This window comes from Verrucomicrobiia bacterium (assembly GCA_035489575.1).
Taxonomy (GTDB): domain Bacteria; phylum Patescibacteriota; class Saccharimonadia; order Saccharimonadales; family JAGQNK01; genus DATHJY01.
Genome location: DATHJY010000013.1, coordinates 138,930 through 151,878 on the forward strand (window position 1 = coordinate 138,930; position 12,949 = coordinate 151,878).

Below are 12,949 nucleotides of genomic sequence, written 5' to 3' on the forward strand. Positions count from 1 at the left end.
GCAGGAGTAAACCATGAAGCTTGCGCCCATGATTGCAACAATTGCTTTCCTGTTTCTTCTTGGGTTAATCACTAGCGATGAACAGAGCACCTTGATGGACTTGGGCCGTGCCGTGTTTATGGGAGTAATATTAAGTGTGGCGTTTCTTGACAGACGAAAGCCTAGTAAATTTCTTAAGAGGAAAAATTGATGACAAAGATTGCAAATCCTATTCAGTTAAATGTGACTAGACCAACGATACCACCGATAGCATGGAAGCTTGCCATACCCATAATTCTTTTGGTTCTGCTGCCACTGATGTGCGTCCGAACTATTGACGCAGGACAAGTGGGGGTGGTAACTCGTTACGGTGAAGTAAACAGAGAGACTCAGAGTGGATTGGCCCTTAAACTCCCATGGCCTGTCGAGAAGCTGTACCGTATGGATACACGTCTACAGAAGCAGCAAGAAGAAGCAGAGGCAGCCAGTTCCGACCTACAGGTCGTTAGCGCTACCCTAGCCGTCAACTATGCCCTGAACCGCGAAAAGGCCACGAACGTTTACAAGGAGATTGGCGCGCAGTACAGAGATCGTGTCATCGTGCCCGCCGTGCAAGAATCTTTCAAAGCGGCCACCGCGCAGTACACAGCCTCGGAGTTGCTTACCAAGCGGCCCGAAGTAAAACAAAAAGCTCTAGAGAGCATAAAAGCACGGGTTGAGCCCTACGGGATACGAATCGAGGATATCAGCATAGTGAACTTTAGTTTTAGTAGCGACTTCAGCAAATCTATTGAAGCAAAGCAAGTAGCAGCCCAGGAAGCAGAGCGAGCAAAATTTAACCTAGATCGTGCCAAGCTAGACGCCGAAGCACAAAACGTACAGAAGCTGTCTCTGAGCCAGGAGTTCCTACAAAAGCTGGCAATTGATAAGTGGGATGGCAAGTTGCCGCAGTACATGGGTGGCGGCGATTCGGTGTTCAATATACCATTGCGCTAATTGCGACAAGGTTTTAGTAAATGATTTCGCCGGTGACCCGGGTGCGTTGCACGAAGAGACGCATGAGCACTGCGTATATGTGCCAGATGATCAGCCAACCACGATGTCGTGTTTGATACCGCTAGCTTTGTGTCTAGCCCACTTGAGCGTCGGGACATGTCAAAATCGTAGGGCTATGGTACGTGCGGACTGGGATCCTGGGTTATAATAGATCGATATATGATCACAAGAAGTGCTAGTGTGTATGGGGTTTACCTTGACGCTAAAGGCAGAGTGCTGCTTATCCAAGATGCTAGTTCGGGCCTGTGGGGTTTTCCCGGGGGCAGGATTGAGGAGAGAGAGACTCGGAGGGTCGCCTTGGGGCGCGAGTTCTTAGAAGAGACCGGTACAAAAATACAGGGCAGCGTAACGTACATTACCCAGCAGAATGATGCGCTAAAACAAAGGTACTTCTACAAGATACAGACAGTGGAAGGCCAGTTGAGTAGACAAGGCAATGGTGTTGATGTTGCACGTGGCGCCTACTTTGCTGTTACAAAGTTGCCCGTAGACAATCTGGCTCCCGGCGTAGAAAATATCATCAAACGCATTCACTGATCTACGATCTTATGTATGTCTCATTGAGAGGCTGGGCATGGATAGAACACCTGAAAAAATATCAATTGTAGAAGAGCCCCGCTTACTGGCACCGCTGACAGCCGCTGAGGCTGCCCAGGTCGTAGGGCAAGTCGCCATAGGCAGTGATGTTGCACTGCCGCCCATAGTCTGTAGTCACGCACCAAGCCCAGAGGCGGCAATACATGCCGTCACCCTGGACTTCCCCGACATGCCAGACGTACGCATAGACCAATTACTTGCGGAAAGAATACCCGCCACAACAATCCGCCCTCGACTTGTCCTGCCCGAGGAGGTAAGTGCGCCAGAGGCCTATAACCGCTTTCGGGGGCAGGAATACAAAGAGCAATACCGAGGAGCGTTACGGAAAACTTTGCTTGAGGCATGGCAAACGGAGTATGGGGCCGAAGAAGGTGCAGAAATCCTTGAACGTTTTGACCAATTATCTGCCATTATTCAAGAGGACGGCGCCGTGGTATTTGGCGACTTGATTGATCGTGAACATTTTGGTCAGCTGGTGGGCGACTATGATGAACTAATGCAAAGAGATGGTAGTCAGAGCCTCCTGCATAGTTATGCCAACCTGCGCAATCAACCAGACTTTCTTGCCAATAAAGGGTTTAGTGGCGCATTTTTCCACCCCTTAGCTCTTGCCCTCATATCTGAGAGGGTTGGCGGAGCCGTGCGTGTAGTGGATGCGCGGGCAAAAGATACGGGACCTATTAGTGCACGGGCGCAAGACAACATGCTACATATCGACAATACCCCTTACAGAGATGAGTATAAAGTACTGGTTACCTGGGAAAAAGGGAAGGCCAGTGGGCCAAAAGGACAGAATTTCGTGTTTTTGCCCGGTACGCATATAGGGGTAAGGGATAGCCTAACGGGTCCTGGGGGCGAAGTTTTCTCTACGGAGAACGCCTCAATTTTTATTAACCCAGAGGACGTAGACCAGGTTTTTGCTCTGCAGCGGCAGGTGCGTTCGGGCGATAACGCAGTTGTGGAAATATATGATGAAGAGAGGCCACTTACTACTGTGTTCCCCTCCGGCTCTGTGGTCCATCATCGCTTAAGGACAGAGGAAGGACATGCCAGGAGTAGTCTAATCATAGCTTTTCACCGAACAGGAGATGCCCCAGGCGAATTTATCGGTAGCTACCCACAGGCTGACAGCAACACATTGGAGCAAGCGCTCTTCGGATTTCAGGACGCTAATTCAGATGCAGATTTTTGCCAAATGTTGGCTAGTTACGCCTCTGACATCGCAGAAAAGGTAGAAGAAGTCTTTGTGGCAAATGACGGAACTGTCCGTATTGACACGCAGGCAAAAACCCTTACGTCAGAGGATATGCGCCGGTGGTATGAAATTGCCACAGAAGCGCCCACTGTAGAAACAATCAAACAGCAAGCCGGATACTTTCCTCTTGGGGAAACACTTGGCTTTGATGATTTTATTGAGCTGCTCGGTTCTCAAATGATGCTCCATGACAAACATGGGCCCATTGATATGATTTTATACGCCGACGGCCACGAAGAGCCTAGGAAATGGGCACGTAATCGGATTCGTGAGATGCGGGTGGACGTGCTGCAGGAGCGACTCAACACGTGGAGTGATCAGATCAGCCTCCCCACGTCTGACGACCTCCTTACACCTGATGCTATGCGCGAAATCACTACACGCCTCTTAGAAATCGCCGGATCCATATCGCTGAAAGAACGCCAAAATGGCTATCTTGATCCCATCGAAAGAATATCACCACAAGAGGCCTACCGTTCTGTAGAGCAACTCATTGTAGATCTAGGCGAAAACCTCACTCGGGCGGATGAGAGACAAACCTACCTCTCTGCATCTCTGTTCCAATTTTGGGCGTGTGATGAACTCAATAGACTACAGGGTAACCACAATCCGATACTAAGAGAAATCGGTGGCAAGTTGGTCAGGAACTACATTGCTACAGCCATCCTCATAGAAAAACAAATTAATCGAGCACCGAACAACAGAGCCCCATTCTAGTAGATGATTTCGCCGGTGACTCGGGTGCGCTGGACGAAGAGGCGCATGAGCACTGCGTATATGTGCCAGATGATCATCCAGCCGCCTATGGCGATTCCAAAATGTTTGAGCGCTTGCGTGCCCTCTGCCGAGCGCAGTACCAATACATCCTGACCAAACAGGCGACCCATATAGGGCAACGCCAGAGCCGTAAAGGTGATAACCAGCATTCCGATGAAAAAGCGCCAGAGCAGCCTAACCACCAACAACCGCCGCAAGGGGTGTTGGACCAGCTGATTTTTTTGGCCGGGCATAGTTACCTCTTTAGCGGACTGCCGTACTTCTTTGATAGTAGTGATAGAGAAGTCCAGGACACTGTAGATGACCCAGCCCACAAAGCCCCAGAGCAGTGCAGTGGTCAGGGTACTGAGCGTGTCGTTTCGAAAGGCGTCGTTCACGGGCTGCAAAAAACTGGTGTCGTAGGTGTTTACTAGTTGGCTGTCTACGCCGCTATTAAAGAAGTGGGGAAGTACCAAGTCAGGGTTCATGCTCAGAAAGAGCAGGTGAATACCAATAACCAACAGCGACAGCATGAGATACCCGACCAGACCCGCAATAGAGGGGAATATGACACGGATCCAGAGCCGCCAACCGGAGCCTTGATGGTGTGTTACTTGTATGTTTTCGCTCAACGGAGGTCCTTTGCTTAGGTAGGCTCTTGATAGCAGGGTAATACAAAATTCGCCTTTTAGCCAGATAGTTGATGCAGTCCCAGGGAGGGCCTCTCAGATACATCTCAGCTATAAACAGGTACAATCTATCCTATGAGGATTTTAGTAGTCGAGGATGAGCACAAGATTGCCAACGCCGTCAAGCAAGGTCTAGAGCAACAATCATACGCGGTAGACGTAGCCTACGACAGCGACAAAGGCCTGGGATTGGCCACCACCGAACCGTATGATCTGATCATTCTAGACCGCATGCTGCCGGGCCGCCTGGACGGCATCGGTATTTTGAAGTCGCTACGGGAACAGCACATCCATACCCCGGTGCTACTGCTAACCGCCAAAGACAGGGTGCTAGATCGGGCTGCCGGGCTGAATGCCGGGGCCGATGACTATCTGGTAAAACCATTTGCTTTTGTAGAGTTAATTGCCAGAGTGCGTGCCTTGCTGCGACGCCCACAGCAAACAAATAACCCCGTCCTGACCTACGAAGACCTTACGCTAAATCCAGAAAGTATGACCGTAGAACGCCAGGGGAAGCCAATAGATCTGACCACCAAGGAGTTCGCGCTCCTGGAATACCTCATGCGCAACAGTGGGCGCATCCTGACCAAGGACACCATAATGCAGCACGTCTGGAACTACGACGCCGATATCTTGCCCAACACAGTAGAGGTGTATATTGGCTACCTTCGTACTAAAATAGATAAGCCTTATGGCGAACCCCGTCTTATCCATACAAAGAGAGGGTTCGGTTATACATTCGGAATTAAGAACTAATGTTTCGTAAAACCTACACTAAATTAGCCGCACTCTACCTGGTGATCCTCATGAGCATCAGCCTGTTTTTTAGTGCCATCATTTTTCAGAGTGCTGTCCACGAGTTCAACAGAGACTACGAACGCCAGGGAGTGGTCATTCGCCGCTTGCCAGATTTTCGACTAACCGAACCGGCGTTGGACCAATTCTTCGACCAACGGCGGCAGCAGTATACCGAGGCGAAAACCCACATCTTGAATCGTCTGGTGCTGATTAACCTCATTATTTTAGTGGGCGGCGGCATACTGTGCTATTACCTGGCACGCCGCACGCTGCAGCCTATAGAAGAAGCTCATGATGCCCTAGAGCGCTTTACGGCCGATGCCAGCCACGAACTGCGTACGCCCTTGGCCGTCATGCAAACCGAGAACGAAGTGGCCCTGATGAACCCCAAACTGACACTAGACGCCGCCAAAGATCAATTGCGCAGCAATCTGGAAGAACTGGCTAAGCTGACCGTTTTGTCAGAGGGCTTGTTACGCCTGGCACGCCTAGAGAATAATAGTGATGATTTTGTGGACGTAGAGCTAGAGAAGGTTATAGCCGACTCACTAGCCCGCACGACTACCTTGGCACAGACCAAGCATGTCCAGATCGAAGCAACCGTTGCACCCCACCTGAAGGTACGCGGCGAACAGGCCAGCCTAACAGAGGCTGTCGTTACCGTGCTGGATAACGCCATCAAATACAGTCCCAAGAAGTCAAAGGTCCAGGTCACCGTACGCAAGAGCCAGAAACAAGCGCTTATCCAGATCAAAGACCAGGGCATGGGTATCCGGGCGTCAGACCTACCACATATTTTTGACCGTTTTTATCGCGCCGATTCGGCCCGCAGTAAACAGGACACCCAGGGGTACGGGCTGGGCCTGGCCATCGCTAAAAATATTGTCGAAATGCACGGTGGCGCCATTACGGTCAAGAGTAGCCAGGGCAAAGGGTCGACATTTACTTTTCATCTGCCACTTGCATAGAGTCTACCCCAGATCTCCAATCCCACGCCAAAACCGTCCCTTTCGGCGCCAATCCGCCCTGGTTCGCCAAGCGTACCTACGGGTACGCTTGGCGAACCAGAACGAACTGTCACTCGAAATAGGCCAATTTTGGCACCCAAGAGCGAGATCTGGGGTAGACTCTGAAGCATTCCCATATTATGCTGAGGTAACTCTATGCTAAGTTTTATTGCTTCTTCGGGTGCCGCAAGCGTGCATCACTATCATGTGCCGTGGTTCATGTATGCCACGGTTGCTACCGTATTGGTCCTGTACGCCATCATAGAAGCCCACCACACCAAACGAGACCACGTCATCGGCACCAAAGAGGCCACCATCTGGTCTCTTATCTATATTGGCGCAGCATTGGCCTTTGCCATTCCAGTCTTTATGTTCATCAGCCCCCAAGCAGGCAGTGAATATTTGGCAGCATGGGCAATCGAAAAAGCCCTGTCTTTGGACAACCTGTTTGTTATGAGTCTTATTTTTACCAGTTTTGCGGTACCGCCCAAACTAGAGCGGCGCATGCTGAACTATGGCATTGCCGGGGCTATTTTCTTCCGATTGGTTTTTATCGTGCTAGGTTTTCAACTGCTAAAGGCTTTTGCGTGGATTAGCATATTCTTTGGGCTTATCCTGCTGCGGGCTGCCTGGAAAGCTATCAAGGAAGCTCATGGCGACTACGGCGAGGAAAAGGTGGAGATCACCGAACAGCGACTCTGGAAAACAATCACCAAAATCTTGCCGGTTTACCATGGGTTTGATGGCCACAAGCTGACAACCATCCGCAACGGCAAACGTATGCTGACGCTCATGGCGGCTATCATCATTCTGATCGAACTGTCAGACGTGGTGTTTGCCGTTGACTCAGTGCCAGCTGTTCTGGCCGTATCGCCAGATAGGTTTGTGGCGTACAGCTCTAACGTCTTTGCTATCCTGGGGCTCCGGGCTTTGTTCTTTGTCTATCAGTCCATCTCTGACCGGTTCTGGGCGCTAGAGTGGGGTCTGGCTGGCATCTTGGCCTGGATATCTTTCAAGATGATCGTAGCCCCCACCAAACTGTTCTTGGGCATAGACTGGATTGGCCTGCACATACCAGTCGCTATAAGTCTTGGGGTGTTAGCACTCTTATTCGTTGGGTCTATTGCTGTCAGCATGTTCTGGAAGCGATCCATCAAAACTAAGCCACTTCATATCTCTAAATAAGAAACACATTACACCGGACCTTGCATTTTCACTTTCGTCCTTTTGGACTCATCAGCATGAATGCACATTCATGGAGTGAAATGACAAGCAGAATATAAAAGAAAGTGGCGCGGATGGGGCGACGAAGTATGAAGCCTAAGGCTCCTTCTTCGTCGCCCCATCGCGATCACGCTCCGCCGAGAACCAGCAGACTGGTGCCGATACCCAGCAACACGGAGCAGGTGGCAGAGAACAGGGCGTACCGTGGAGTGTTGGGAGACGACTTGCCGATCTGGAAGAACGCCAGGACCGCGAAGAAGTACTCGGACACCCAGAGCAGGACCGCCACCAGAGTGGACGAATCCAGATCGGACTGCCTCCAGAGCACGAAGACCGCAACCGCCTCGACGATGTTAGCCACGACAGCCCAGAAAGCTCTCGCTGGAGTGAAGGTGTCCTTCCTGCCGATCAGCAACACGGAGCCCAGGAGGCCAAGCACCACAGTGGTGTACAGCCAGATCAGGGAAAAAGTGTACATGTCAGAACCTTGTCTTCTCGATCTCGACCACTATCCGCTCGTGGAGGTCGCCTACGCCAAAGGGTAGGTGTGCTTTCTTTTGCACAAAGATGAGATACAAACCCAGCCTATGCTGGACTCATAACTCACCTTTATGCGTCTGCTTGTCAAAGTACTCATTACATCTGTAACAAGTTAGTTTATTATAACATAAAAAATACTACTATGCAACCGTTACCGCACACATCTGTCTGGGCTATGAAATATTTTATAGTTGCCAATATATAAGTAGTCATAATGGACCGTGCCAACCTAATAAGGAAGGAGGCTATCATGGCAAACGATTCATCACAAGATGACACTGCGATGCAAGACCAACCTCAATTGGATCCCGACGAGCTAAAAGATTCCCAGCTCGACGAAGACAACGACACCTATTAGGCAAGTGCTTTAAGATCCCCCTTTGATACACCCGGCTTCCCCAAGGCCGGGTGTATCTTGGTTTCTGGGGTATGTATTAGTTACTGCAACATATTTTATAGCTAATAATTGTCCGTGATTTCATACTTGGTGTCAGTGGCTTTTAACAAAAGCCCTAAAAGCACACCAACAATAGCAACAGTAGACGAAGGAGGTATGCACTATGGCAATGAATATTATTTTGTGGATCGCGTTTGGAGCGGTTGTTGGCTGGATAGCATCCATGGTCATGGGTACTAATGACCAGCAAGGCGGCATAGCCAACATCATTGTTGGTATCCTGGGTGCGTTCATAGGTGGAATGGTAGCCCGCATGTTTGGTGGACCTGGCGTGACTGGTTTTAATCTTGGCAGTCTGCTGGTGGCTATCTTGGGATCGGTTATCTTACTGTTCTTTGTCAGGCTGTTCACGGGCGGCCGTCACCACGACGCTGTCTAGAGCCTTTGGTGCAGAGGTTCCGAAAATGGACTTGATCTTTGAGTAAAATATTTCGTAGTGAGAAAGTAGGATACCACGTAGACTGTCAGTAGCCTTAACGATTGGAGGGAAGTTATGGCAAAGAAGAACAGCAAAGTTCGTAACAATGAAAGCTGGAAATGGTATGAAGAGAGCAATCCACACCCATTTCGAACTTAGATGGTGGAACAATACCTCCGACGGCGGGATCATCAACGGGGAAACACCCGTGGTAGAACCCCCGGCCGCACCCTTTGACCTAGAGCCCGTCGTCCATCGCCTGATACACCCCATGATGTATCACGCCTAAGCAAGGAGTATAGATGAACAAATACGGCCCCAAGGCCCAAAAGACCGTTGAAAATGCCATGCACAAATTCAAAGAAGGTGATCTGCGCAGTGGCAAAAGTAAGAAGAAAGTAACCAGCCGCAAGCAAGCGGTAGCCATAGGCCTATCCGAAGCACGAAGCAAGGGACAAAAAGCCCCAAAGAAGTAATAGCAATTTGGATCTATCGATCAAAAATAATCTGGATTCACTCCAGATTATTTTTATCTGCTATTTGGGAAGAGCAGCCAACGAAAATGGAGCACATTTTCATTGCGCGATATCGGGGTCCCCACAAAACCCGTTTTGTGGGGTAAGGTGAGAAACCCAAGCCAGAGGGACCCAAGCTTGCTTGGGGCTGCGCATGGGTGTCTCATTACGGTTATTCGTGGCGGAGAGCGTCAATGGGGCGCATGCGAGCTGCCTTGAGGGCGGGCGTAATGCCAAAGACCATGCCAATGCCAACAGACACCAGGGTGGCAAAGGCCATGATCTGCCAAGTAAGTACTGGTGTCAGGTTGGTAAATATCCGGAGCAGGTAATTAGTAAACAACGAGAACAGCAGGCCCAGCAGGCCACCCACAAAGCTCAGCAGGGCCGCCTCTGTCAAAAACTGCCCAAGGATCTGACGATTGGTTGCGCCAATAGCCTTGCGCACGCCGATCTCGCGGGTACGTTCGGTGACTGACACCAACATGATATTCATGATACCAATGCCAGCCACCACCAACGCAATGCCCGCGATAGCAGCAATAGCAGCGGTGAGCAGGTCGAGCACTCGTTGCGCCGAAGCCTGGATGTCTTCTTGCCTTAGGACGGTAAAGTCAACCTGACCAGAATGGGTATTGGCCAACGAAGTCTTGATAGCCTCGGCCGCCAAAGTGGCCTGGCCGGGTGTGTCTGGACGGGCTAACACTTGGTATAGCTGTACCTGGCCATTGTCTAGTTTTTTGCCAGAGTCGTAGGGAATAAAAATGGCGTTATTGTAGTCGGCGTTAGGGATAAGGGGACTAACCTGGAACTCCTCGAACACTCCACGCACCACAAACTGGCGACCCCGGACGGTAAATAATTTGCCTATGGGTACGTTCTCTTGAAAGAGCTGCTCGGCCACCCGCTTGCCGATGATTGCTACGTCACGATCTGACTCGCTCTTATTAAAGAAAGCACCGTATTCGAGTTTTTTGTTGATTGCTTGGGGCGCTTCTTCCGTAGTGGCAATCACCAGCGCTTCTGTAAATTCGCGGTCATGATTTTTGGGCACACCGTTGACATAAGCAAAGGGAATGGCGCCCTTGACGCCATTGGCGGCGTCTATAGTGGCGTAGTCGCTCTCGCTCAGGAAACCAGTATTCAGGCCACCGAATAGTCCGATCAGAGCCCCTGTATCGTTCTGTTTAGAGATCCGACCAGGACGGACCGTGATCAGATCGGCACCACCGTTATTGATCTGGCCCACAATCTGCTGTTTGGCGCCTTCGCCCAAACTGACAATGGTTACCACGCTGACTATACCAATAACCACCCCCAACATAGTCAGCAAACTGCGCCAACGCGAGGAACGTATGGCTTCGCGGGCCATTTTGAGGTTGCTGGGGCCAAACATCAGGCTTTTTTGCCTTTTTTGGCGGGAGCTTTGTATTTGGTACGTTTTGTGGTGGTCTTTTTCTTGGCTTTGGCGGCTGGCTTTTGCTTGCCAGAGCTTAATTTGTCGGGAAGAGTTTTCATGAGGGTAGATACACCAGCCAGGTCGTCTTCTATGGTTGCACGGGGCAGGAAGTACATGCTGCGCCGTACTGATTCGTGCAGTTCGCCCACGGCCGACTGCTCGTCTTTGACGATGGCACCGTCGTGCATGAACACCACACGGCTGGCAAAGCGGGTCAGGCCAGGGTTGTGTGTCACCAGCAGAATGGTGTTGCCGGCTTTGTGGATGTCGCTCAGTAGCTCCATAACCAGCCGGCTAGAGGCACTGTCTAGGTTGCCAGTTGGCTCGTCCGCAATAATAATGTTGGGATTGTTTATGAGGGCACGGGCAATAGCCACCCGCTGCGCCTGGCCACCAGATAGTTGGCGGGGCATGAAGTACTCGCGGTCAGCCAGACCAACTCGCTCTAGAATTTCGGCAGCCCTTTTTTGGCGGCGGGCCTGGGTAGTACCTTTGTAGGCCAGGGGCAATGCCACATTGTCTACAACCGTCAATTTGGGCAGTAGGTTGAACGACTGGAACACAAAGCCAATGGTGTCACGACGCACCTTGGCCTGGCGGCGAGCACTCAGGCGCTCGGCGGGCTTGCCGTTTAATTTGTAGGTACCATGCGTAGGAGTGTCTAACAGTCCGATGAGGTTCATCAGAGTAGATTTGCCTGATCCGCTCGGTCCCATGACCGCCACGAACTCACCGGCGTCAATACTGAGATTGACCTCGTCAAGTGCAACGGTAGTAGCATCACCGAAGCCGAAAAGCTTGCTGACATCTTGTAATTGGATAACTGGCACTATACATTAGTGTACCCTTTGATGATCCCCATCTTCAAGGTGTTAGTGATGTAATTTTTAGGATATAATGCCATGAAGCCAAAAATGTCTACAAAGCAGCTCGCTGCTTTGCCCGATTGGCGAGAGGATTCGCCAATCGGAAGAGGAACCGGCTTGCTGAGGTAGCTAGATTTGCCGGGCAAACTTGTTTTGCCGGCGAATCAGCTACCTCAGCATTACACGTTGGCAAACGAGCGATCAGCGAAGGTTGTATGCAGAACCCAAGAAATCCCAGTCCTTGAAAAAGAAAAGATTTCTTGGCGTGAAGCTATACGAGGAGGGGTCGCCTAGTGGCCTATGGCGCACGCTTGGAAAGCGTGTTGGGTGCAAGCCCTCGAGGGTTCGAATCCCTCTCCCTCCGCCAAATAAAAAAGCCTGACTTTGTTGGGCTTTTTTATTTGGCTAGGCGAAGGGGATTCGAACGGGAGTGCCTGTGGCACTCCCCGGACCCGTAGCCCCAAAGATGCCTGACGGCATGTTTGGGGTCGAATAGGCAGCGCACTTGCGCTCGCCCGAGGCGAATCCCTCTGAAGAGGGCTATTTCTGAGTTTGAGCTAAGAGACCTAAACCTGAATCCCGAAACTCAATTTAACAGAGGTAGGTGAAAATGAAAGTCTACTCACCCCAACAGAGACGGCAACTTCACCCAAATCCTTATAACAGGGGTGTAGTTTCGGGATTCAGGTACCTAATGATTGAAATAACTACGGTTTGTTATATAATAACCGACCTATGAGCACACCTACTATTGAGGATGGCTTTTTCGAAGGCGTCTATGATTACAATCCACACCTTCAGCAGGCATATGATCCTGAGGAAGTTCAGCGTGCCATGCCCAACAGGGGACGATGGGACTTAACCGACGCTCGCCCGGCCGTACTGGGTTTTCCCGACGGAGTAGACCAGCACCTAGGCAACCTAGGTCTGCCGTACCGACAGACTAACGAGGTCATGCAAGTCGGGCTGCAATACGTCCATGACCAGCCAAACAGAACAGCGGTACCCGACGGATATGAAGTTCTCTTTGCACGAATGGGACGCTTTAGGGATACACATGTCCAAAAAAGCCTTGTCGTGAGTGTTCTACGCGAATCCGTCGCAACAGACCTGCTCGAGACGGAACCTACTAACGATGCGCAACACAGGTGGCAGCGGGTAGCTCAGGTAGGAGAGCGCATTGGCAACGCCGTACTGAGCTGGTCTGCACACACCCAGGCTAACCGAGGGCTGATCACAAGAAACAGTAAACGTAGTTACACAGCCCCAGCTCCCGCAGATGAAAAACTCGCCCAAGCCACCTTTAGAACCGTTGCCTTTTGGGAATAGTGCG

14 protein-coding genes and 1 tRNA gene are annotated in these 12,949 nt (G+C 50.9%); 11 read left to right on the plus strand and 4 right to left on the minus strand.

All coding sequences use genetic code 11. The features are described from left to right. Positions 1-189: 189 nt before the first annotated feature. The 3 genes from VK694_06550 (at position 190) to VK694_06560 (ending at position 3,604) form a co-directional block, all read left to right on the plus strand. The gene (locus VK694_06550; protein HTE58378.1) at positions 190-975 is read left to right on the plus strand and encodes a prohibitin family protein; all 786 of its coding nucleotides are present in this window, start codon (positions 190-192) and stop codon (positions 973-975) included. 219 nt (positions 976-1,194) lie between these two features. Further along, positions 1,195-1,572, plus strand: coding sequence for an NUDIX hydrolase (locus VK694_06555; protein ID HTE58379.1), 378 nt, complete (start codon positions 1,195-1,197; stop codon positions 1,570-1,572). A 37-nt stretch (positions 1,573-1,609) separates the two neighbouring features. After that, a complete protein-coding gene (locus VK694_06560; protein HTE58380.1) occupies positions 1,610-3,604 on the plus strand; it encodes a hypothetical protein in 1,995 nt (664 codons plus the stop codon). Here the strand turns inward: VK694_06560 and VK694_06565 are convergent. Next, complete coding sequence (locus VK694_06565; protein HTE58381.1) at positions 3,601-4,275, minus strand: hypothetical protein; 675 nt, start codon at positions 4,273-4,275, stop codon at positions 3,601-3,603. The genes VK694_06560 and VK694_06565 overlap by 4 nt on opposite strands. A 132-nt stretch (positions 4,276-4,407) precedes the next feature. Between VK694_06565 and VK694_06570 the strand changes: the two genes are divergently transcribed. The 3 genes from VK694_06570 to VK694_06580 all read left to right on the plus strand — a co-directional run bounded on the left by VK694_06570 (position 4,408) and on the right by VK694_06580 (position 7,322). Next, the gene (locus VK694_06570; GenBank protein ID HTE58382.1) at positions 4,408-5,088 is read left to right on the plus strand and encodes a response regulator transcription factor; all 681 of its coding nucleotides are present in this window, start codon (positions 4,408-4,410) and stop codon (positions 5,086-5,088) included. Further along, positions 5,088-6,098 carry an ATP-binding protein gene (locus tag VK694_06575; GenBank protein HTE58383.1) on the plus strand — a complete coding sequence of 337 codons (1,011 nt, stop codon included), beginning with the start codon at positions 5,088-5,090 and terminating at the stop codon, positions 6,096-6,098. Before VK694_06570 ends, VK694_06575 begins: the two co-directional genes overlap by 1 nt. 195 nt (positions 6,099-6,293) lie before the next feature. After that, positions 6,294-7,322 (plus strand): TerC/Alx family metal homeostasis membrane protein, encoded by a 1,029-nt coding sequence (locus tag VK694_06580; protein ID HTE58384.1) that lies wholly within the window; start codon positions 6,294-6,296, stop codon positions 7,320-7,322. Between the two features lie 166 nt (positions 7,323-7,488). Here VK694_06580 and VK694_06585 read toward each other — a convergent pair whose 3' ends face one another. Further along, entirely contained in the window at positions 7,489-7,839 is a 351-nt protein-coding gene (locus VK694_06585) for a hypothetical protein (protein HTE58385.1), read from the minus strand. Between the two features lie 628 nt (positions 7,840-8,467). Between VK694_06585 and VK694_06590 the strand changes: the two genes are divergently transcribed. The 3 genes from VK694_06590 (at position 8,468) to VK694_06600 (ending at position 9,252) form a co-directional block, all read left to right on the plus strand. Continuing rightward, positions 8,468-8,737: a GlsB/YeaQ/YmgE family stress response membrane protein gene (locus tag VK694_06590; protein ID HTE58386.1), complete on the plus strand. Its 270-nt coding sequence runs from the start codon at positions 8,468-8,470 to the stop codon at positions 8,735-8,737. Positions 8,738-8,900: 163 nt separating this feature from the next. Beyond that, positions 8,901-9,065 (plus strand): hypothetical protein, encoded by a 165-nt coding sequence (locus tag VK694_06595; protein ID HTE58387.1) that lies wholly within the window; start codon positions 8,901-8,903, stop codon positions 9,063-9,065. A gap of 13 nt (positions 9,066-9,078) precedes the next feature. Further along, positions 9,079-9,252 (plus strand): DUF6496 domain-containing protein, encoded by a 174-nt coding sequence (locus VK694_06600; protein HTE58388.1) that lies wholly within the window; start codon positions 9,079-9,081, stop codon positions 9,250-9,252. A 211-nt stretch (positions 9,253-9,463) separates the two neighbouring features. Here the strand turns inward: VK694_06600 and VK694_06605 are convergent, their stop codons facing one another. Next, positions 9,464-10,687, minus strand: coding sequence for an ABC transporter permease (locus VK694_06605; GenBank protein ID HTE58389.1), 1,224 nt, complete (start codon positions 10,685-10,687; stop codon positions 9,464-9,466). Further along, on the minus strand, positions 10,687-11,580 hold the full coding sequence (locus VK694_06610; GenBank protein HTE58390.1) for an ABC transporter ATP-binding protein: 894 nt from the start codon (positions 11,578-11,580) through the stop codon (positions 10,687-10,689). The genes VK694_06605 and VK694_06610 overlap by 1 nt, the downstream gene beginning before the upstream one ends. Before the next feature lie 315 nt (positions 11,581-11,895). Here VK694_06610 and VK694_06615 point away from each other — a divergent pair. Both VK694_06615 and VK694_06620 read left to right on the plus strand, forming a co-directional pair. Further along, positions 11,896-11,983 (plus strand) — tRNA-Ser (locus tag VK694_06615). Positions 11,984-12,351: 368 nt separating this feature from the next. Then, entirely contained in the window at positions 12,352-12,945 is a 594-nt protein-coding gene (locus VK694_06620; protein HTE58391.1) for a hypothetical protein, read from the plus strand. Positions 12,946-12,949: the final 4 nt, after the last annotated feature.

What these genes read in the sequence shown, in the direction of transcription:
- VK694_06560 (HTE58380.1), top strand. Translation starts at nt 1,610, where the DNA reads ATGGATAGAACACCTGAAAAAATATCAATTGTAGAAGAGCCCCGCTTA.
- VK694_06555 (HTE58379.1), top strand. Translation starts at nt 1,195, where the DNA reads ATGATCACAAGAAGTGCTAGTGTGTATGGGGTTTACCTTGACGCTAAA.
- VK694_06570 (HTE58382.1), top strand. Translation starts at nt 4,408, where the DNA reads ATGAGGATTTTAGTAGTCGAGGATGAGCACAAGATTGCCAACGCCGTC.
- VK694_06620 (HTE58391.1), top strand. Translation starts at nt 12,352, where the DNA reads ATGAGCACACCTACTATTGAGGATGGCTTTTTCGAAGGCGTCTATGAT.
- VK694_06600 (HTE58388.1), top strand. Translation starts at nt 9,079, where the DNA reads ATGAACAAATACGGCCCCAAGGCCCAAAAGACCGTTGAAAATGCCATG.
- VK694_06585 (HTE58385.1), bottom strand. Translation starts at nt 7,839, where the DNA reads ATGTACACTTTTTCCCTGATCTGGCTGTACACCACTGTGGTGCTTGGC.
- VK694_06590 (HTE58386.1), top strand. Translation starts at nt 8,468, where the DNA reads ATGAATATTATTTTGTGGATCGCGTTTGGAGCGGTTGTTGGCTGGATA.
- VK694_06605 (HTE58389.1), bottom strand. Translation starts at nt 10,687, where the DNA reads ATGTTTGGCCCCAGCAACCTCAAAATGGCCCGCGAAGCCATACGTTCC.
- VK694_06575 (HTE58383.1), top strand. Translation starts at nt 5,088, where the DNA reads ATGTTTCGTAAAACCTACACTAAATTAGCCGCACTCTACCTGGTGATC.
- VK694_06595 (HTE58387.1), top strand. Translation starts at nt 8,901, where the DNA reads ATGAAGAGAGCAATCCACACCCATTTCGAACTTAGATGGTGGAACAAT.
- VK694_06550 (HTE58378.1), top strand. Translation starts at nt 190, where the DNA reads ATGACAAAGATTGCAAATCCTATTCAGTTAAATGTGACTAGACCAACG.
- VK694_06580 (HTE58384.1), top strand. Translation starts at nt 6,294, where the DNA reads ATGCTAAGTTTTATTGCTTCTTCGGGTGCCGCAAGCGTGCATCACTAT.